The organism is Pusillimonas sp. T2 (assembly GCF_002236805.1).
Taxonomy (GTDB): domain Bacteria; phylum Pseudomonadota; class Gammaproteobacteria; order Burkholderiales; family Burkholderiaceae_B; genus Neopusillimonas.
Window position 1 is genome coordinate 274,359 of sequence record NZ_NIQA01000001.1, and the last position, 19,608, is coordinate 293,966.

Consider the following 19,608-nt stretch of genomic DNA (forward strand, 5'->3'; position numbering starts at 1 on the left):
TCGCCCACGACACCCCTATGTAAGCCGCACCAGAAAGAAAACGCAAAAAGGCCAGCGCTAAACGCTGGCCTTTTTACATTTTTTGATTTTTATGGGTACCGCTTCTTGCCATGAGTGGCAAGTATAGTTATTTCCGATTGTATCGGTTTGCCCATGCAGGGCTTTGTCTCCTCACCTGCATGTATTGAATTGTGCACCAATTGTTAACAATAAACACTTAGGGATTGCACCTATATTGTGCGCTGCAGAAACACAACGGGGCGAAATGCATTCACCAAGGTTGCGCGCGCTGCCCCAGGCCGGGTCGCGATCATCATACCAAAAGCGGGCAACAGGGTATTGACCCTGTCCCTTATGACTTGCAGCACCTTGCATATAGCAACGAGAAACACACAACTCTATAGAATTCTGCGCATACCCTGGAAGGATGATCCGATGTACACCTACAACGAAACAGACCAGCAACTGGTAAATGAACGCGTGGCCCAATTTGAAGGCCAAACGCAACGTTTCCTCGCCGGTGAGCTCACCGAAGACGAGTTCCGCACCCTGCGTCTGCAAAACGGTCTTTACATACAACGCCACGCGCCCATGCTGCGTGTCGCCATCCCATACGGCCTGTTGCGCGCCGACCAACTGCGCAAATTGGCTGACATTGCACGGCGCTACGACCGCGGATACGGTCACTTCAGCACCCGCCAGAACATGCAGTTCAACTGGCCCCGCCTTGAAGATGTCCCGGCCATATTGGGCGAGCTGGCAACCGTGCAGCTGCATGCGATACAAACCAGCGGCAACTGCATCCGCAATACCACCAGCGACCACCTCGCCGGCGTTGCGCCCGACGAAATCGTCAACCCGCTGGTGTGGTGCGAAATCATCCGGCAATGGTCGACATTTCACCCCGAATTTGCATTTTTGCCACGTAAATTCAAAATCGCCGTCAGCGGCGCCACTACCGACCGCGCCGCCATTGCCGTCAACGATATCGGGCTGCAGGCGGTTACCCAGAACGGCGAAACCGGGTTCCAGGTTTGGGCGGGTGGCGGGCTGGGGCGCACACCCATCGTGGGCAAACAAATCAGCCCGTTTGTTCCCTGGCCCCATCTACTGACATACTTAAGTGCCATTTTGCGGGTGTATAACCTGCATGGGCGCCGTGACAACAAATACAAGGCACGCATCAAGATTCTGGTTCGGGACATGACCCCCGAAGGCTTTGCAAAGGCGGTAGACGAGCACTGGCAAGCCCTGAAAAACGGCCCGGACACGCTGACTCAAGCCCACGTTGACCAAATTGCCTCACGCTTCAATTGGCCGGTCTACCAAGCCTTCGAAGCCGGCCATGACAGCCAGGTTACCGAACTGAAGGCCAACAACCCGGCCTTTGCACGCTGGCTGCGCACCAATACCCACGCCCACAAGGTTGCCGGGTATGCCGCTGTATCCGTATCGCTTAAACCCACGGGTTCGCCCCCTGGAGACATCACGGCCGACCAAATGGACAGCATAGCCACACTGGCCGAACAATACAGTCAGGGCCAATTACGGGTGACTCACGAACAAAACCTGTTACTGCCCGCCGTACCCCGTCAAGACCTGCCCGCACTTTGGCATGCGCTGAACGCACTGGGCCTGGCCACGCCCAACATCGGCCTGCTCACCAACATCATTTCATGCCCAGGCGGGGACTTCTGCGCGCTGGCCAATGCCGTATCCATTCCGGTAGCCGCCGCCATCCAGGCTCGATTCGACGACCTGGATTACCTGCACGACATTGGCGAACTGGACCTGAATATTTCGGGCTGCATAAACGCCTGCGGGCATCACCACGTTGGACATATTGGCATTCTGGGCGTCGACAAGGCGGGCCAGGAGTGGTACCAGGTCACGCTGGGCGGCCGCCAAAGTGCCGCACGCACTGAACAAGTCGGCGATACAGGCGCTGAAATCGGCCGCATCATAGGGCCGTCGTTCAGCCGCGAACAGATTCCGGACGTCATCGAGCGGCTGATACAAACCTATCTTGGCCTGCGCGACGACGACACCGAGCGCTTCATCGACGTCATCGACCGGGTTGGGCCCGAACCTTTCAAAACCGCGGTGTACAGCGACCCCAATATTGTGACCGGCAAAATCCAGCACACACGTAACGAAGAAGACGCACATGCCTGATACCCAAGACCCCCAGACACTTCTGACGGCGAGCGGCGATACACGGCGCATCCCGAAACCCATCACCTGGGAAACAGGTCATGGCTCGACCGTGCCGCCAGAGCATACCTCGTCAACAGCGCCTGACGCCGCGCCCGCCCTGCCTCCTGACGCACCTCACTGGCAGGTCGGACTGAACGACTGGCTGACTCACCAGGCAGACTGGGCGAACCGCAGGCATATTCCCGGTCTGGTGCTGACCAGCGATACCGACCCAGCGGCGCTAGGGGGGCTGAACACAACCATAGCCCCCGCCTGGATCACCATCGAGTTTCCGGTGTACACCGACGGCCGAGGCTTTACCCTGGCCCAACTGCTACGGACCCGGCACCACTGGACCGGTGAACTGCGCGCATCGGGCGACGTCTTGATTGACACCGTGTTTTACCTGCGCCGCTGCGGTTTTGACAGCTATCTGCTCAAGCCAGGCCACGATACGCCTGCCGCCCAACAGGCCTTGCACACCTTCACCGCTGCTTACCAGACGGTGTATCCCCTAGGTATCTGAACGCGTGAAATTATTTTAGAATTCAAGGATTAACCCCTTGATCAACCCCACGCACCAGTCGTATCGGCGCGCCCTGTTCTACCGAGGCTGCCATGGCGCTTTTCCCGAAAGAACCCGAGCTTGTCGGCCATTTGGCCGCACACCGGCTTTTTCACTCGAACGACCTGGACGAAACCCGAGACACCGTGGGGAGGATTTTCAAGCCCCACGAACTGGGCGTACGTGGGCGGCGCCAAAAGCTCGATGCCGAAATGGATCACCTGTCGTTGGGCAAGGCATCCATCAATCGGCTGCGCTATGGGGCAGACGTCACCATCGAACCCGAGTCGCTCGATGACTTCCTGTTGGTGCAAATGCCCATGGCCGGAAGAGCCGTTATTCACTGCGGCACCGACCACATCATTTCCACGCCCGACATGGCGTCAGTTCTGACGCCGTCTTTGCCAGTGCACATGCAATGGCAAGGGGTCTGTGATCAGCTTATTGTAAAAATAGAACGACACGCCCTTGAAACCGCGTGTGCAGCAGCGCTGGGCCACGCCCTGCCCAGCCCCATCGAATTCAAACTGGGCATGGACTTAAGTCGCGACGGTGGCCTGGCCTGGCGCCAACTTATTGCATTTTTAACCACCAGCCAGTTCATTGCCGGGGCCGACCAGCGTAATTTGGTTACCAGCCAACTCGAGCAGCTACTGGCCACCACCCTGTTAACCCAACATCCGCATAACTATTCGGCTGCGCTGCTTAACCCGGCGCCAACACCCGACCTGCCCTACATTCGGCGGGCCGAAGAGTACATTCTGGCGCACTGCAAAGAGCCCATCACCATGCAAGACCTAGCGCGTCATGCTCATATCAGTACGCGTAGTTTGTACAAGGGGTTTCAAGAACACCGGGGCATCAGCCCCATGGGCTACGTCAGGCAGGTGCGTCTGCAAAAGGTGCGCGACGCCCTGTTGCAGGCACGACGCGCTGGGCAAAGCATCAGCGTCACCCAGGTAGCCCTGGACTGGGGTTTCGGGCACCTGGGTCACTTTACGCAAGCTTATCGCAAGCAGTTCAATGAACTGCCTTCGCAAACGCTGCGGGGTTAGCCTGCACCTGCTTCTGCCGTTCCAGCAACTTGCGTGTCACCATGCGGTAGTCACGGGCATCAATGGGCAGCAACCACTGTTTAAAGCGGGTAAATGGCCCCACATTAATACCAATTTCGTCCAGCATTTCGTCAACGTTGTGCATCGAGAACGGAATAATATTGGTACCCCGCGCATGTTTGCCCTCGGTGCGCTCTTCCATCCATTTCAGGCGTCGACGCACATGCTCGCGGCGCTTTTCTACCGGAGGCAGGTCCAACCCGCCCATCAGGTGGGTGGCAATCCATAAGGCCGCAACTTCGGCGCTTAACGGGCTGTAGAACGACGAGTTATAGCCGCAGAAATGCAGACGCTTTACGGTTAGCGGCAAGATTTGACGATACAGCTCAAAGTTACCGCGCTCGTCAGTAATCTCATCTTGCACCGACTGCGGTAAAAATGGCACGACCTGCTTAAACCCGGTACCGCATACGACCAGGTCAGCGGGCACGGTACGCCCATCAGTCAAGGTCGCCACAGGCTTGCCATCGCGGGCCCCCAACGAAGCAATCTCGCACTCACGGGCGATTTCGGTTTTGCCCGCAATGACCTGCTCGTACAGTTCGTCGGTAGACAAACTGACGGTACTGCGGGCGATACGGTCGAACGTGCCCTCGGGTACCAGCCCCAGTTTGTCGAGCTTAAGCTGACGCGTTGCTATTTTTTGCAACGACGAAATCATGCTGTCGCGAACCCCGCTGCCCGCACCGTGCAAGAATTTCTCGAAGCCTTTGACCTCGATATACTGAAACAGACCTTCACCCATCCGGGTCAACATCAGGTACTTGTAGTTCAGTACATTCATGACCTTGCGCGGCATTTTCCAAAGGAGTTCGCGGGCAATGACTTTGGTCGATGCTGCAACTTCGCCAATGGCGGCCGCCACATCGCAAGACGACTTGCCATACCCTACCACCAGCACATTCTTGTTGCGCGCGTCTTCCAGGTTGTTGAACTCGGACGTTGCACACAGACGACCGCCGGCCGCCTCGAACTCGGCCACACCCGAATAGGGCGGAATAAATGGCTCGGAGAAAATACCGTTAGCCACCACCAGATGTTCAAACTGATGCTCATGTTCTTGCCCAGTTTGCGTGTTGCGTACTTTGACGCGCCAGCCTTTATCGCCCTCGGGCTCTGCGACGATGACCTCGGTGTTCAGCTGGATGCGGCGATCCAAATCGAAATGTTTGGCAAACGCCGCCAGGTATCGCTGCACTTGCTCACCGCTGGGCCACTCGGGGTACTCGGCCGGCATCGGGAAGTCGGATAAAAAGTAAGTGTCTTTATTGTTCTGGGTACGCAGGCCGGGATACCGACGCGTCGCACTCCAGACGCCCCCGACATCGGGTGCCTTCTCGAATACGGTCACATCATGACCAAACTGGGTCAGTACTTTGGCAGACGACAGGCCGGCAAAACCGGCACCAATGATTGCAATTTTCATGGCTTGACTCCGGTTACTCACACAGACGGGGAATGGCGGGAACAGCCTGCTCGGGTCCCATGGCGCTGTAGCCGCCATCGATAGCGAGGTCGGTTCCGGTAATAAAAGAAGCGCCCGGCGAGCACAGGAACACAACACCCTCGGCCACTTCGGATGGGTCGCCGACACGCCCCAGCAAATGGTAGGGTTCGGCCACCCGATCAGTCTTGGCACGGTCGCCGCCGGTCAGCTCATTCATGATGCGCGACCATGTCCAGCCTGGCGAGACCGAATTGACACGAATATGATCGGCCGCGAGGTCCATGGCCATATTGCGTGTCAGCTGAGCAATGGCGGCCTTGGTTACGGGGTAAAGCCAACGACCTGTTTGGGCTACCTTGGCGCTGATGCTGCTGAAATTGACAATAGCGCCACCGCCCCGCTTGATCATGTAAGGACGGCACGCACGCATCATCATGACAGCGCCCACCACATTCACATCGTAGCTTTGGTGCCAGTCATCGCGGCTGGCCTCGATGCCGTTGTCGACGTAGCTGCACGCCAGGTTAACCAGATAGTCAACGCCACCGAAGCGCGCGACAGCCTGATGCACGCACGCATCAATTTGCGAGTCGTCGGACAGATCGGTTTTTACAAATACGGCGCGTTCGCCCAGACTGTCGGCTACCCGCTGGCCGCCTGCCTCGTCGATATCGGCAATGACAACGGCTGCACCACGGTCGCAAAACGCTTTGGCTACGGCGGCGCCGATTAGTGTCGAGCCGCCCGTCACGATGGCCACTTTATCTTGCATGTCCTGCATGATCTTGTCTCCTGTCAATTAATGAAAGCTTAGTTATGTGTTTTTGACAGAAGCATTATGCGAAGCAGCCCTGCTCAAGGCCTATCCCGCAAGTGCCTATCGTTATCCCGAAAGTGCAAAGAACGGCATTCTTTTTCTGCTACAGTGCAACCGGTAAAACAAAGGCACCCTCGAATGAATCGACTTTTCACCGGTACCCTTGCATTCGTCACAGCGCTGGCACTTTCAGGCTGTGCACTGCCTGGCCCTTCCGGCCCGAACACGCCGCGCACCGAAGACATGTCGGTCGATCAAATGGCGCAAACCGATTTCAACCGCACTGTTACCGTCGCCATGCGCGACAACCTCGACAGCCTGAACAGACTGCTTGAAAAGCTTTACAGACGCAATCCGGCCGAATGGCGCAAATCAGGCGCCGGCGACATAGAAACCGCCATCAAACGGGGTCAGGCTGCCATCGAGTCCGGCCAGGCGCCGGCTCCCCTGCGTGGGCTGGCCGACATCCAGATCCTGTCGGTATCCCTCGACCCTAGCTACACGGGCGATCGCGTGGCTGCCTTTGTATTCGGGCTCGCCGACACCATCGTGCGCGCCCACAACGGCAAAACCCGCTTTTACGTCACCGATGCTCTTGAGGCACAAAAGGTGTATAACGCCGCACGTAATGTTGAAATAGCCGCCTGGATGCTATCGACACGCAAAAACAGCCTGGGGCAACCTTTGCTGCTGGCCAACGAAATCACGCCCGAAACCAGCAACCTGAGTTTCGAGCGCGAGTTTGGCCAACTTGTGGGCCGCCTTGATCTGATCGCCAACCTGCTGGACGAGAACCTGCGTCGGGTGGGCATCAACTACGTACAGGGCCTGTTGTTCTTCAACTTTTTACCTGTACGGTAAGCGACAAGCAAGCCAAGCGCCGTGCCACATTAAATGTATTTTGCCTCCCAGGCTAAGCCCAGGTGCGGGCACGCCGCTGGCAACTAACACCAACTTTTTTTACCCGGCGCGCTTTCGATTCAGGTGCTGGTGTGCTGCATATCACCATCAATTGACAGCGCTTGGCCAGAAATCGAACGACCGCTGTCAGACGCCAGAAATACCGCCAGGTCGGCGATATGGTTCGGGTCGACCAAGAACTTGAGCGATTGCGACGACATGGCATCAGCGCTGACCTGCTCCAGTGTTTTGCCGCTGATGGCGGCACGACCCTGAAGCACTTGCTGAAAACGCGGGCCATCGGTAGCGCCCGGCAACAGCGCATTGACGCGTATACCATCGCCTCCCAGTTCGATAGACAGGCTTTTGGTAAAACCGATGAGCCCCCATTTGCTGGTTGAGTACGCAGAACGATTCGGATAACCAAAGCGCCCAGCCACCGACGACATATTGATTATGACACCGGCCCCGGACTGTTTTAAAAAGGGAATGGCGACACGGGTCACGTTGAACGTACCGGTAAGATTGATTTGCATGACGCGCTCCCAGGCATCGGGGTCGAAATTTTCGACGGCAGCTGTCGGGCCCGGAATGCCGGCGTTATTGACCAACACATCAATCCCTCCCAGGCGCTCAGCAGCATCGGGCACCATCTGCTCAATCGCAGTACGACTGGAAACGTCGCATACGGCCGTATGCACGCCGGGTAAAACGTCGGCCATGGCCCGCAACGCGGGCTCATCGATATCGCACACAAAAACCCGTGCGCCCTTGGCCACAAATGCCTGGGCAATCGCCCGACCAATGCCGGACGCGCCGGCTGTAATCAGAACACGCTGCTGACTCACTTCTCCCCCTTTGGGCGACGCCCGGCCGCCGTCTAATTATTTGCCGCCTTGTCGAACCAGCCATTACACTTCAGGCCTGTTTGATTTTGACTTGAATCGTCATGGTAACCAAATCACCCGCCGCCTTGGCGCGTCAAGGTAAAGATAATTGCCCCTGGCAGCGGGTTGAGCCGGACGGCAGTAACCTTACCGTCGACAAGTTTCCCAGCACGTTGATTGTGCAACTGGCCAATATGCTGCGCCGTGAAGTGACGACGCAATACGCTGAACGATTCGGGCTGACCGTCTCCGAATGGCGACTTCTCGCGCTGATTGTGCGGTTTTCCCCCTTGCCCTTTGGTGAGCTGGTTCGTCTCTCGAGTTCGGACAAAGCCCTGGTCAGCCGCACCTTGCGCATTCTGGAACAACGCGGCTTCTGTTCGGTTCAACCCGAGCCCGGTGGCAATCGCAAAAAACTGGTGTGTGTTGCCTCTGAAGCCGGTACCGACCTGTACGAGCAAATCATGCCCGTTGCGCAAAAATACCAGGCCAATGTCCTGGCGCAGCTGGATGAACCCGAGCGCGTCGCCTTATACACCGCCCTGATGAAGCTCAGAAAGGCCGCCGACGCCGGATTGCTGCGCGTTCCAACCGCTCACGACGCTACTGACCGATAAACCTGATATTCACGGGCCGACATCGGGTTTTCCCTGTCGCTCATTTTGTTGACACATCAACAAAATGAGCGTTAACTTTAGCTTTCCAGAAACGATACGTCGTTTCACTAGCAAATCAACGGCACACTGCCATCCGCCGATCCATCAGCATTGCAGTGCGCTGCTTTCTTCACCGCTCATGGGAAGCACTCAACATGACAGACGCAATCATCGGCGCCAACGTCCCACAGGTCACCGGGCGCGCCAAGGTTTCGGGCACCGCCATCTATGCGGGCGACATCAAGCTAGCCGGCATGCTGCACGGCAAAGTGCTGCGCAGCCCCTATCCTCACGCCCGTATCGTCAGTATCGACACCTCCAAAGCCAAAGCCCTGAAAGGCGTCAAAGCAGTGATCACCGGCGAAGACACGCCTACCCGTCTTTGGGGGGTATCGCGAAAAGAGCGCCGTATCCTGGCCGCAGGCAAAGTCCGGTACGCCGGTGAAGAAGTGGCCGCAGTCGCCGCAATCAGCGAGGACATCGCCCGCGATGCGATCGACCTCATCCGGGTGGAATACGAAGAACTCCCCGCTGTTCTCGACCCGTTCAGCGCCCTTGAACCGGGCGCTATCGAGATCCACGAAGGCACGGGCAACATTGCCTACGAGACCCATGTCGATCGAGGCGACGTTGAACGCGGTTTCGACCGGGCGGCTGCGGTCTACGAAGCCACCTACAGCATGCCTTATCAGTATCCCGGGTATCTTGAACCCATGGCCTCGGTCGTTGACGTCGACGCCGCGACCGGCCGCATTACGGTATGGGCCGCCACGCAGTCCATTTTCATGTCGCGTTCGCGACTGGCTGAGGCGCTCGACGTGCCTCACTCACAAATCCGCTTTATCCAGACCATGACTGGCGGCGCCTTTGGCGGCAAAGCGGTCGAAGACGCCAATACGCCCATCGCAGCATTGCTGGCCATCAAATCGGGCAAGCCGGTGCGTCTGGCCAATAACCGCCTGGAAGACTTCCTGGCGGCCCCGTCAAGCATGCCGGCTACAGTCTGGCTGCGCATGGGCCTTTCAAAAGAAGGGCTGATCGTGGCCAAAGACTCGATGATTATCGGTGACAACGGTGCATACACCGGCCTGGCCGGACACGTTATCCATGTCACATCGATGCGTAGCGACAACATGCATCGCATTGAAAACGTCCGGGCACGTGGCAAGCTGGTTTACACCAACAAAATACCCAGCGGCGCGTTCCGTGGTTTTGGTGGTCAACAAATGGCTTTTCCGTTAAACAGCCACCTGGCGATGCTGGCCGAGATGGTCGGCATCGACCCACTTGAAGTGCAATTACGCAATGCCATCAAAACCGGTGAAACCAGCGTACACGGTTGGCATATGGGCAGTTGTGGCCTGTCTGACTGCCTGACGCAGGCCACCCACGGCATTGGTTGGGCCGAAAAACGCAAGGCGTCTAAAGACGCCGGCCCCATCAAACGCGGAACGGGTGTAGCGGCGGGCATTCATGTCAGCGCCAACCGCCAACTGGGCAACTGGGACGGCTCGACGGCCATCGTCAAAATGAATGAAGACGGACGAGTGACATTGATTACGCCAGAATGCGACATGGGCCAGGGCGCAGCCACCGTCCTTAGTCAGATTTGCGCCCATGAACTAAACATCCCTATCAGCCACGTTACCGTACCGCAACCCGATACCGACTCGACGCCGTTTGGTATTGGCACCGTCGCATCACGCGTCACCATTATTGCCGGCAACGCCGTGCGTTTAGCGGCCATCAAAGCGCGTGAGCAACTCTTTGAAGTCGCCGCCGAGAAACTCGACTCGGACCCGCACGCACTGGAAATCCACGACGACATGATACGCGTCAAAGCAGACACCTCCCGTGCGGTGTCGTTGCCCGACGCGGTGCGGCTACATCTGTTTCGCGTGGGCGGCCAGGGCATCTTCGCTCAAGCCACCTACGACCCGCCAACCGTCATGGCCGACGCCAACTACTACGGCAACGTCGCCCCCGCCTACTCGTTCGCGGCACAAGCCGTCGAAGTCGAAGTCGATACAGAAACCGGCCAGGTGCGCGTGGTTGATAGCTTTGTGTCAGACGACTGCGGCAAAGCCCTTAACCCCATGGCCGTGCATGGCCAAACCAATGGCGCCACCGCTCAATCTACCGCATGGGCGCTTTATGAAAGCCTGAACTTTGAAGACGGCCGACTCATGAACGGCAACTTTGCTGATTACGCCATGCCCACCGCCGACGCCCTGCCCGCGTTCAAGAGCGGCTTTATCGAATCGAATGACCCGAATGGCCCCTACGGTGCAAAAGGTGCCAGTGAAACCGCCGTCTTGCCGGGTGCGGCCGCCATTGCCAATGCCGTTTACGACGCTGTCGGCGTACGCATCAACGACCTGCCGATTACGCCCGAAAAAGTCCTTGCCGCACTGCGCGAGAAACACAACGCAGGAGACCAACATGCATGATTTCACTTATCTGGAACCAACCACGGCACAGGAAGCCTGCCAATTGCTGCGCGAATGCGGCGAAGACAGCCGCATTATTTCCGGCGGCACTGCCCTGTTGCTGGGCATGCGTCAGCGCATGCTGTCGCCCACGCACTTAATTTCACTGGGCAAAATCGACGACCTGAGCAACATTGAGTTTGAGCCCGGCGTGGGGCTAAGTATTGGCGCGCGGGCGCGCCATGCCGATATCGCCAGTTCGGCGGTCATTCAAGAGCACTTTCCCATGTTGGCCGACATGGCTCGACAGGTAGCCAACCCGCAAGTGCGCAACGCCGGCACGCTGGGCGGCAACCTGTGCTACGGCGACCCCGCCACCGACCCCCCAGGCTGTCTGATGGCCCTTGGGGCGCAACTGGTCATTGCGGGGCCCGAAGGCGAGCGACTGCTGCCTATCGAAGATTTTCTGGTCGATTATTTTCAGACCGCGTTGGGGCCGGACGAAATCCTGACACACGTCCTGGTACCCGCGCTGCCCGACGATGCCATTGGGTCGTACACACGCTTCCTGCGCACAGCGGCAGAGCATCGGCCGCTGGTCAACGTGGCGTTGCTCGCACGCGTTGAAAACGGCACACATTGCAAAGAGATCCGTATGGCGCTGGGTGCCTCAACGCCAACCGCTGTACGTCTGACAGCCGCCGAACAATTGCTGGCCGGTCAAACCCTGACACCGGCCCTGGCGGCCGAAGCGGCCAACATTGCCGTTCAGCATATCAACCCGATCTCGGACTCGCGCGGGTCCGCCGACTACCGCGCAGACATGGCCCGCGTCGTTATCCGCCGCGCCTTGATCAACCTCTTCGGCCTGACGGCGCAATAAGGACACGCTCATGAGCAAACACACCATTGATGTTGTCGTTAACGGCGAAGCCCTGACCGTCGATATCGACGCTCGCCGGCTATTGGCAGACTTCATACGTGACGACCTGAATCTAACAGGCACCAAGCGCGGATGCGAAACCGGCATTTGCGGCGCCTGCTCGGTCATCGTCGACGGCAAAGTCATCAAGTCCTGTCTGTCATTGGCCGTACAGGTCAACGGGAAGTCGATCACCACCATTGAGGGCTTGTCGTGCGAGGGTGAATTGCACCCTGTGCAAGAAGCCTTCCTGACCTGTGGCGGCATGCAATGCGGTTACTGCACGCCCGGCTTCATCATGACCACAACCGCCATGCTCGACCAAACCCCCGACCCGTCTGAAGCCGAGATTCGCAAGGGCCTGAATGGCAACCTTTGTCGCTGCACCGGCTACGTCAGCATAGTCGAGTCGGTACAAGCTGCCGCGCATAAGCTCGCGGCCAAATAACGACGCCAACACCGGAAAATCAAATGGAAATTGAAAAGAAAATGACGATTGCAGCGCCCAGGGACAAGGTCTGGACGCTGTTGCTTGACCCCAACGTAATGGGGGCCTGTGTACCCGGCATGGAGTCGATTGATGTCATCAGCGATACCGAGTACCTGGTGAACATCCACGTCAAAATGTCGTTCATCAGTGCGCGCTTTAAAGTGCGCACGATCATTACCCAAACAGACGCACCCGCCTACCTGAAAAGCGAAGGTACAGGTGAGGACTCCAGCATTACCAGCTCGCTCAAACATACCAGCGAGGTGTTCCTGACCGAACTGGGACCGAACGAAACCGAGTTCCGTACCAAGGTCAACGTTGAACTGCTGGGTCGCCTGGGCAGCTTTGGCATGAATATGGTCAAAACCAAGGCCGACCGCATGTGGGATGACTTTGGCAAGAACCTGGCCGAACGTATTGTGACCGGCGTTAATGGCGCCAAGGCCGCCGACACGCCTGCTGCGGGTACAGACGGCGTTGGTCAAGGTGCAAATACGATTGCAAGCGCGACCACTGTATCCGAAACCGGCGCAACGACTGCCGGCGCTAATGCGCAAGACAAGAACGCCAAGTCGTCAAAAACATCACTGATGTCACGCATGCGCTCGGCGTTTGGGCCATCGTCTTAAAGCACGGCCCAGACGCGGCCAACCAAAAGGCAACAGGCCTTCGGGCAAATGGTAAAAGACGGCTGGCCTCTCGACGAACGGCCGTTGACGTAAAATCTGAAGGGTCGACCCCACAACCGGGGCCGGCCCTTTATTTTTAAACACGCGCCAAAAAGGCTCAATGCCCATGCTTTTCAATCCATCCCGCGAACAGGTCAGGCAGTTTTTTTGTGGCGCCTGGCATAAACACACCCAAAACAACGTACTGACACCGATTGAATCGATGGCCGTTGAGTGGATTGTGCAGCACCCCGAATATCACGACGAACTGAACCGCCCGGACGCGCTTGAAGCCGAATATACGGTAGAAGGCGGGCAAACCAACCCGTACTTACACCTGTCGATGCACCTCGCTATTTCCGAACAGCTCTCTGTTGACCAGCCCCCCGGCATTCGGGCGGCCCACGACGGCCTGGCGCAGCGCATTGGAGCGCACGAAGCCGCTCACGAAATTATGGAGTGTTTGGGCGAAGTGGTGTGGGAAGCCCAACGACTGGGCAAGCCGTTCAGCAACGACACCTATCTGGAACTGATCAGGCAACGCAGCACACGCCACGGTCGATAAAACTGGCGCAAGACGCGACACCGACACAAAAGATCAGGCCCGGGTATAACCCGGGCCTGATCTTTTTAATGCGGAACCACCGCCCTTAAACAGGACAGCGGAAACGCGATTACTTGCGAATAGCCAAAGGCGATGGCAGGCTGGCCATCCAGGCGGCCATGTTTTTGATGTCTTCGTTGGACAACGCCATAGCCATGCCACCCATGATGGCGTTTTTACGGATATTTGCCGTTGCAGGCGCACCGGCCTGGCCACGCTTGTAGGCTTTTAAGGCATGCTCGAGGTAGTCGGCATGCTGGCCAGCCAAAATGGGGTAAGCCGGCATGATGGGCGTTTTGGCATCGGCGCCATGGCAACTGGCACAGTTAAATTGCTGATAAGCGGCTTGGCCAGCAGCCAGATCGGCGGCCTGAGCGGCACCCGCGGCAAACATAACGGAACCCAGCAGGGCAAGAGTCAATTTCTTCATGGTCGCCCCCGATTATTTCAAATTAGCGTAGTAAGCAGCCAGGTCGGCCATGTCTTTTTCAGACAGGCTCTTGGCAATGGCTTCCATGGTGGGGAAGCTGCGCGCACCGCTGGCGTACTCTTTCAGGGCAGCCACAATGTATTCTGCATTTTGGCCTGCAATTTTAGGTACGTGGTAAACCTCGGGGAAGCTGGCTTTGTAGCCTTCGATACCGTGACAGCCAATGCACATGGACACTTTATTTACGGCGGCTTTGGCATCGCCAACGGTGGCCGAATCGGCCGCATGGGCCTGACCCACGAACGCACAGGATGCCGTAACGGCTAGCGCAGACAGCGTGCGCTTGAAATTTGTTCGCAACTTCATAGTAGCTCTTGTTTGGCGGTAAATAAAAGGCCGCTCACCGCACAGGTGACCGACGAAACGTTGGGATTGTACGATAATTGTTGTGAAGATCGCTATTCACCCAAAATTACACTGCAAGACGCTATTTTAATACGGACCAAAAACATGACTTCTGCAGCACCCGCCTCATCCGAACAACGCTTTACCGGCACCGACCGCTATGTGGCCACCGACGACCTGAAGCTGGCCGTCAATGCCGCCATTGCACTTCAGCGCCCGCTTCTTATTAAAGGCGAACCAGGCACCGGCAAAACGATGCTTGCAGAGGAAGTGGCCGCAGCACTCGGACGCCCGCTGCTGCAATGGCACATCAAATCAACCACCAAGGCGCACCAGGGCCTGTACGAGTACGACGCCGTCTCGCGCCTGCGCGATTCGCAACTGGGCGACGAAAAAGTACGCGACATCGCCAACTACATCGTCAAGGGCGTACTTTGGCAGGCCTTCGAATCCGACGTACCCACCGTCGTGCTCATCGATGAAATCGACAAGGCCGACATCGAGTTCCCTAACGATCTGCTGCGCGAACTCGACCAGATGACATTTCATGTCTACGAAACGCGGCAAACCATTCAGGCCCGTCATCGCCCGCTAATCATCATCACGTCCAACAACGAAAAAGACCTGCCCGATGCCTTCCTGCGTCGTTGCTTCTTTCATTACATCAACTTCCCCGAGCGCGACACCCTGCAAGAGATCGTCAATGTGCACTACCCCAACATCAAACAAGAGGTACTGGCGGCGGCTCTCGATACGTTCTTTGCACTTCGCGACGCCCCCGGTCTCAAGAAAAAGCCATCCACATCCGAGTTCCTCGACTGGCTGCGTCTGCTCATGAACGAGAGCATCAGTGCCGACGATATCCGCCGCCCCGACCACGACTTGCCCGTCATGGCCGGCGCCCTGCTGAAGAACGAGCAAGACCTCACCCTTTTGCAGCGCCTGGCCGCCATTACGCGCGCCAGTACCCGTCGTTAAGTCCCGGCAACCTTGTTTGGTAATCTCACGTCATGTTGCTGGATTTCTTCTACCATTTGCGCAGTCACCGTCTTCCGGTCTCGGTCAACGAGTATCTGACACTGCTGGGCGCGCTTAAAAGCGGCATCATGCCGCCCACGCTCGACGACTTTTATCATTTGTCGCGCCTGACCCTCATCAAAGACGAAACCCTGTTCGACCGCTTCGACCAGGCATTCGGCGCGTTCTATCGGCAGCTCGAAGCCAGTCTGCCGGCCGACAAAGACCTTCCGCTGGACTGGCTCATCAAAGAGTTCCAAAAACAACTGTCGCCCGAAGAAAAGGCAGCCATTGAAAAACACGGCTGGGACAAACTCATGGAGCTCTTCAAGCAACGGCTGGAAGAACAGAAAGAACGTCATGCAGGCGGCAACAAATGGATCGGGACAGGCGGCAGCTCAGCATTTGGGCATGGCGGTTATCACCCCGAGGGCATCCGCGTGGGCGGGCCATCGGCCGGCAACCGCACTGCTGTAAAAGTCTGGGAAAAACGCGAATTTCGTGATTACGACGATAGCCAGGAGCTGGGCACCCGCAATTTCAAAATGGCATTGCGGCGACTACGGCGCTTTGCGCGCGAAGGCGCCGAACTTGAGCTCGATCTGGACGACACCATCAGCCACACCGCCAGAAACGCTGGCTTTCTCGACCTGCGCATGGTTCCCGAGCGACACAATGCGGTCAAGGTGCTCATGCTGCTCGACGTCGGCGGCAGCATGGACGACCATATACAGCGGGTCGAAGAGTTGTTTTCTGCGGCCCGCAGCGAATTCCACCATCTCGATGTCTACTACTTCCACAATTGCCCGTACGAGTACCTCTGGAAGACGAACAGTCGACGTCACGCTGAACGTTTCGAGACTTGGGATGTCATACGCAAATACAACGAAGACTGGCGCCTGATTCTTGTTGGCGACGCCACCATGAGCCCTTACGAGCTATTGCATCCGGGCGGCTCTGTTGAGCATCACAACAAAGAAACCGGTGCCACCTGGTTGCAACGCCTACTCGACAACTGGCCCAAATCAGTATGGCTCAACCCCGAACCCGAAGGGTACTGGCCTTACCGGCAGTCTATTGCCATTGTAAAAAACCTGATGCACGACCAAATGTACAGCGTCACCGTCAGCGGGCTCGAGCAAGCCATGCGACACCTTTCCAAATAACCCCGCCACCCCGGAGTCCCGATGCCTGGTTTAAAGCTGTTTAACGATCAACTAATACCCGCTACAGTGCAAACGCTGCGCCACGGCGTTGCCGGCCTGGCGCTGACCATTGCAGCACTGGCAAGCCTACCGCTGGTTCACGCACAAACGGCCCCAGCGCCGGCGCAAAGCCCAGACAAAGCGGCCGTGGCCATATCCGGTACGTCTGTCGCATTACCTGAAGGCGTTATTGCAGGCCCTGCCATCGAAGGCACGCACGCGTACACCCTGCCTAATGGGCTCAAGGTACTGTTGACGCCCGACGAAGCCCAGGCCTCAGTCACCGTCAACATGACCTACCTCGTGGGTTCACGACACGAAAACTACGGTGAAACCGGGATGGCGCATCTGCTCGAGCACATGCTGTTTCGCGGCACCCCATCCTTACCCAATGCCTTGGCAGAGTTTTCAAAGCGCGGGCTGAGGGCCAATGGCACCACTTCAAGCGACCGCACCAACTACTACGCGTCGTTTGCCGCCGACCCTGCCCTGCTTGACTGGTATGTACGCTGGCAGGCAGACGTCATGGTCAATGCGACCATTGCACGCAGCGACCTTGACGCCGAAATGACTGTGGTACGCAACGAAATGGAGGCTGGGGAAAACAATCCTTTCGAAACCCTGATGCAAAAAACACAGGCGGCGGCCTACCAGTGGCACAGCTACGCCAATGACACCATCGGTGCTCGCTCCGACGTCGAAAACGTCGATATCCAGCAGCTGCGGGCGTTTTATCGGCAGTACTACCAGCCCGACAACGCCGTCCTGATCATTTCTGGCAAGTTCGACCCTGCACAGACCTTAGCCTTGGTCGCTGACGCCTTCAAAGGCATCCCCAAACCCGAACGCACCTTGCCCCCCGAGTACACCGTCGAACCGGTGCAAGAGGGCCAGCGGCAGGTGGTAGTTAAACGAAATGGCGGCACCCCGCTCGTCGTCAGTCAGTACCACATTCCCCAAGGGGCCAGCCCCGATTTCGTTGCGCTCGACCTTGGGGTATCCATCATTGCCGACGTACCTTCGGGCCGCCTATACAAGGCCCTGGTCGACAAAAGGCTGGCGGTGCTAAGCTTCGGGTTCGCCCGCCCTATGCAACAACCGGGCTACGCCCTTTTCGGCGCTCAGCTCGAGTCTGGCGCCGACCCATACAAAACACTAAATGCGATGAACGCCGCTATTGCCGACGTGGCCCAAACGCCCTTCACCCAGCAAGAGCTCGATCGCGTCAAATCGCGCGCCCTTGCGCAATGGAATCAAGTCTATGCCGACCCGGCACACCTGACGTCGGCCCTGTCGGAAGCCGCTGCATTAGGCGACTGGCGCCTGTTTTACTGGCAGCGAGACCAGGTAGAGCAAACCACGCTTGACAACATACAACGCGTCACGACGGCCTATCTGGTACCCGATAACAGAACCGAAGGCATATACCTGCCCACAGACCAACCCACGCGCGCCCCTGCCGCCACACCTATCAATATCGAACAGATGCTGGCTGACTATACCGGGCGCGCACTGGAAGGCAACACGGCCGCCTTCGATGCCACGCCGGAAAACATCGACGCCCAAACCCAGCGCGAACCCTTAGCATTGTCCGACGGCACACAGATCGACATGGCCTTGCTGCCCAAGCCGACCCGCGGCAATCGGGTTGAGGCCAAACTAGTGATGCAATTTGGTGACGCAGCGTCTTTGGCCGGTAAAAGCACCGTTGCGGCCGCCGCCGCGTCTCTGCTCGATCACGGCAGCAAAACGCTGTCGCGCCAGGACATCCAGGACAAATTCACCGAACTACAAGCCGATGTCGGCCTGGGCGGCGGCAATGGCGTTGTGGTGGCCGAAATCTCGGTGCCGGGCAACAATCTGCCGCAAGTCATTGCGCTGGTCACCCATCTTCTGCGCGAACCCGTATTTCCAGCCGACGAGCTCGACACATACAAGACCCAGGTGATCACGTCCATTCGTAGCGGCATGACAGAGCCCGGCGCATTGGCCTCGCGCGCGCTGGCGCGCCACGACAACCCCTGGCCTAAAGAAGACCCACGCTACACACCCACCTTCGAAGAGGCGTTACAACGCGTCGAAGCACTGAATCAAAAGGCACTGGCAGATTTTCATGCGCAGTTCTACGGAACGGGCACGTTGCGCTTCTCGGCAATCGGCACCTTCGACGCAGACGCTGTACGCCAAGCCTTGAAAGCTGGGTTCTCAGACTGGAAGAAAGCCCCGGCCTACACCCGCCTCGATGACCCGTGGCGCAACGTCACACCCCAATCATTCACGATCAACACCCCCGACAAGGCCAATGCGGTTTACATCGCCTCGTTGCCGCTCAAATTGCGTGATGACAACCCCGAGTTCCAGGCGCTGTACGTCGCCAATTACCTATTGGGCGGGTCCAGTCGCTCACGACTCTGGGAGCGCATTCGTGTCACCGAAGGGATCTCTTACAGCGTCGGGTCAGGCGTCAACGCGTCGGCCTACGAGCCGTCGGGCGAATGGTCCATGTCGGCTATTCTGGCACCCGAAAACCGCGATCGTTTCCGGGCAGCACTGAACGACGAACTGAACAAGGCCCTCAATTCGGGGTTCTCCGATGAAGAGGTCAAGGAAGCCGTTCAGGCCTTGATGAACCTTCGTCGACTTAACCGCAGCAACGACGAGGTACTGGCCGCCGTGTGGATCAACTACATGCAAGAAGGGCGCAGTTTCGCCTGGTCAGCTCAGATCGACGACTTGCTATCAAAAATGACGGCTAAAGACGTCAATGCGGCGCTACGCACGTACCTTAAGCCCGATGCGTTCAGCAACGCACTGGCCGGCGACTTCGACAAAAACAAACCATAGTTTGCGCATTT

General features: G+C 57.7%; 18 protein-coding genes. 13 read left to right on the forward strand and 5 right to left on the reverse strand.

What is annotated here, in order from left to right; all coding sequences use genetic code 11:
• The first annotated feature begins 435 nt into the window (after positions 1-435).
• The 3 genes from PuT2_RS01205 to PuT2_RS01215 all read left to right on the forward strand — a co-directional run bounded on the left by PuT2_RS01205 (position 436) and on the right by PuT2_RS01215 (position 3,816).
• Positions 436-2,175 (forward strand): nitrite/sulfite reductase, encoded by a 1,740-nt coding sequence (locus PuT2_RS01205; protein ID WP_093969202.1) that lies wholly within the window; start codon positions 436-438, stop codon positions 2,173-2,175.
• Positions 2,168-2,722, forward strand: coding sequence for a DUF934 domain-containing protein (locus tag PuT2_RS01210; RefSeq protein ID WP_093969203.1), 555 nt, complete (start codon positions 2,168-2,170; stop codon positions 2,720-2,722). Before PuT2_RS01205 ends, PuT2_RS01210 begins: the two co-directional genes overlap by 8 nt.
• A gap of 92 nt (positions 2,723-2,814) precedes the next feature.
• A complete protein-coding gene (locus tag PuT2_RS01215; protein WP_093969204.1) occupies positions 2,815-3,816 on the forward strand; it encodes an AraC family transcriptional regulator in 1,002 nt (333 codons plus the stop codon).
• On the opposite strand, the gene PuT2_RS01220 is transcribed toward PuT2_RS01215, so the two are convergent.
• Together PuT2_RS01220 and PuT2_RS01225 are read right to left on the reverse strand one after the other, a co-directional pair.
• Positions 3,782-5,302 (reverse strand): NAD(P)/FAD-dependent oxidoreductase, encoded by a 1,521-nt coding sequence (locus tag PuT2_RS01220; RefSeq protein WP_093969205.1) that lies wholly within the window; start codon positions 5,300-5,302, stop codon positions 3,782-3,784. The genes PuT2_RS01215 and PuT2_RS01220 overlap by 35 nt on opposite strands.
• A 13-nt stretch (positions 5,303-5,315) precedes the next feature.
• Positions 5,316-6,104: an SDR family oxidoreductase gene (locus PuT2_RS01225; RefSeq protein WP_093969206.1), complete on the reverse strand. Its 789-nt coding sequence runs from the start codon at positions 6,102-6,104 to the stop codon at positions 5,316-5,318.
• 174 nt (positions 6,105-6,278) lie between these two features.
• Here PuT2_RS01225 and PuT2_RS01230 point away from each other — a divergent pair, with 174 nt between their 5' ends.
• Positions 6,279-7,001, forward strand: a complete 723-nt coding sequence (locus PuT2_RS01230; RefSeq protein WP_093969207.1) for a hypothetical protein — start codon at positions 6,279-6,281, stop codon at positions 6,999-7,001.
• 119 nt (positions 7,002-7,120) lie between these two features.
• On the opposite strand, the gene PuT2_RS01235 is transcribed toward PuT2_RS01230, so the two are convergent.
• Positions 7,121-7,888 carry an SDR family oxidoreductase gene (locus PuT2_RS01235; RefSeq protein ID WP_093969208.1) on the reverse strand — a complete coding sequence of 256 codons (768 nt, stop codon included), beginning with the start codon at positions 7,886-7,888 and terminating at the stop codon, positions 7,121-7,123.
• Between the two features lie 101 nt (positions 7,889-7,989).
• Here PuT2_RS01235 and PuT2_RS01240 point away from each other — a divergent pair, with 101 nt between their 5' ends.
• From PuT2_RS01240 to PuT2_RS01265, 6 genes are all read left to right on the forward strand, one after another.
• The gene (locus PuT2_RS01240) at positions 7,990-8,544 is read left to right on the forward strand and encodes a MarR family winged helix-turn-helix transcriptional regulator (RefSeq protein WP_093969209.1); all 555 of its coding nucleotides are present in this window, start codon (positions 7,990-7,992) and stop codon (positions 8,542-8,544) included.
• Between the two features lie 194 nt (positions 8,545-8,738).
• Positions 8,739-11,033 (forward strand): xanthine dehydrogenase family protein molybdopterin-binding subunit, encoded by a 2,295-nt coding sequence (locus tag PuT2_RS01245; RefSeq protein ID WP_093969210.1) that lies wholly within the window; start codon positions 8,739-8,741, stop codon positions 11,031-11,033.
• Positions 11,026-11,895 carry a xanthine dehydrogenase family protein subunit M gene (locus tag PuT2_RS01250; RefSeq protein ID WP_093969211.1) on the forward strand — a complete coding sequence of 290 codons (870 nt, stop codon included), beginning with the start codon at positions 11,026-11,028 and terminating at the stop codon, positions 11,893-11,895. Before PuT2_RS01245 ends, PuT2_RS01250 begins: the two co-directional genes overlap by 8 nt.
• Before the next feature lie 10 nt (positions 11,896-11,905).
• On the forward strand, positions 11,906-12,382 hold the full coding sequence (locus tag PuT2_RS01255; RefSeq protein WP_093969212.1) for a (2Fe-2S)-binding protein: 477 nt from the start codon (positions 11,906-11,908) through the stop codon (positions 12,380-12,382).
• 23 nt (positions 12,383-12,405) lie between these two features.
• Positions 12,406-13,053 (forward strand): CoxG family protein, encoded by a 648-nt coding sequence (locus tag PuT2_RS01260; protein WP_093969213.1) that lies wholly within the window; start codon positions 12,406-12,408, stop codon positions 13,051-13,053.
• A gap of 166 nt (positions 13,054-13,219) precedes the next feature.
• Complete coding sequence (locus PuT2_RS01265; RefSeq protein WP_093969214.1) at positions 13,220-13,657, forward strand: DUF1841 family protein; 438 nt, start codon at positions 13,220-13,222, stop codon at positions 13,655-13,657.
• A gap of 109 nt (positions 13,658-13,766) precedes the next feature.
• Here the strand turns inward: PuT2_RS01265 and PuT2_RS01270 are convergent, their stop codons facing one another.
• Together PuT2_RS01270 and PuT2_RS01275 are read right to left on the reverse strand one after the other, a co-directional pair.
• The gene (locus tag PuT2_RS01270) at positions 13,767-14,126 is read right to left on the reverse strand and encodes a cytochrome c (RefSeq protein WP_093969215.1); all 360 of its coding nucleotides are present in this window, start codon (positions 14,124-14,126) and stop codon (positions 13,767-13,769) included.
• A gap of 12 nt (positions 14,127-14,138) precedes the next feature.
• A complete protein-coding gene (locus PuT2_RS01275) occupies positions 14,139-14,492 on the reverse strand; it encodes a cytochrome c (RefSeq protein ID WP_093969216.1) in 354 nt (117 codons plus the stop codon).
• Between the two features lie 144 nt (positions 14,493-14,636).
• On the opposite strand from PuT2_RS01275, the gene PuT2_RS01280 reads away from it, so the two are divergent.
• From PuT2_RS01280 to PuT2_RS01290, 3 genes are read left to right on the forward strand one after another with little or no spacing between them, the layout of a single operon-like run.
• Positions 14,637-15,509, forward strand: coding sequence for a MoxR family ATPase (locus tag PuT2_RS01280; protein WP_093969565.1), 873 nt, complete (start codon positions 14,637-14,639; stop codon positions 15,507-15,509).
• A gap of 32 nt (positions 15,510-15,541) precedes the next feature.
• Positions 15,542-16,714, forward strand: a complete 1,173-nt coding sequence (locus tag PuT2_RS01285) for a VWA domain-containing protein (RefSeq protein WP_093969217.1) — start codon at positions 15,542-15,544, stop codon at positions 16,712-16,714.
• Positions 16,715-16,735: 21 nt separating this feature from the next.
• Positions 16,736-19,597: a pitrilysin family protein gene (locus PuT2_RS01290; protein WP_093969218.1), complete on the forward strand. Its 2,862-nt coding sequence runs from the start codon at positions 16,736-16,738 to the stop codon at positions 19,595-19,597.
• Positions 19,598-19,608 lie beyond the last annotated feature (11 nt).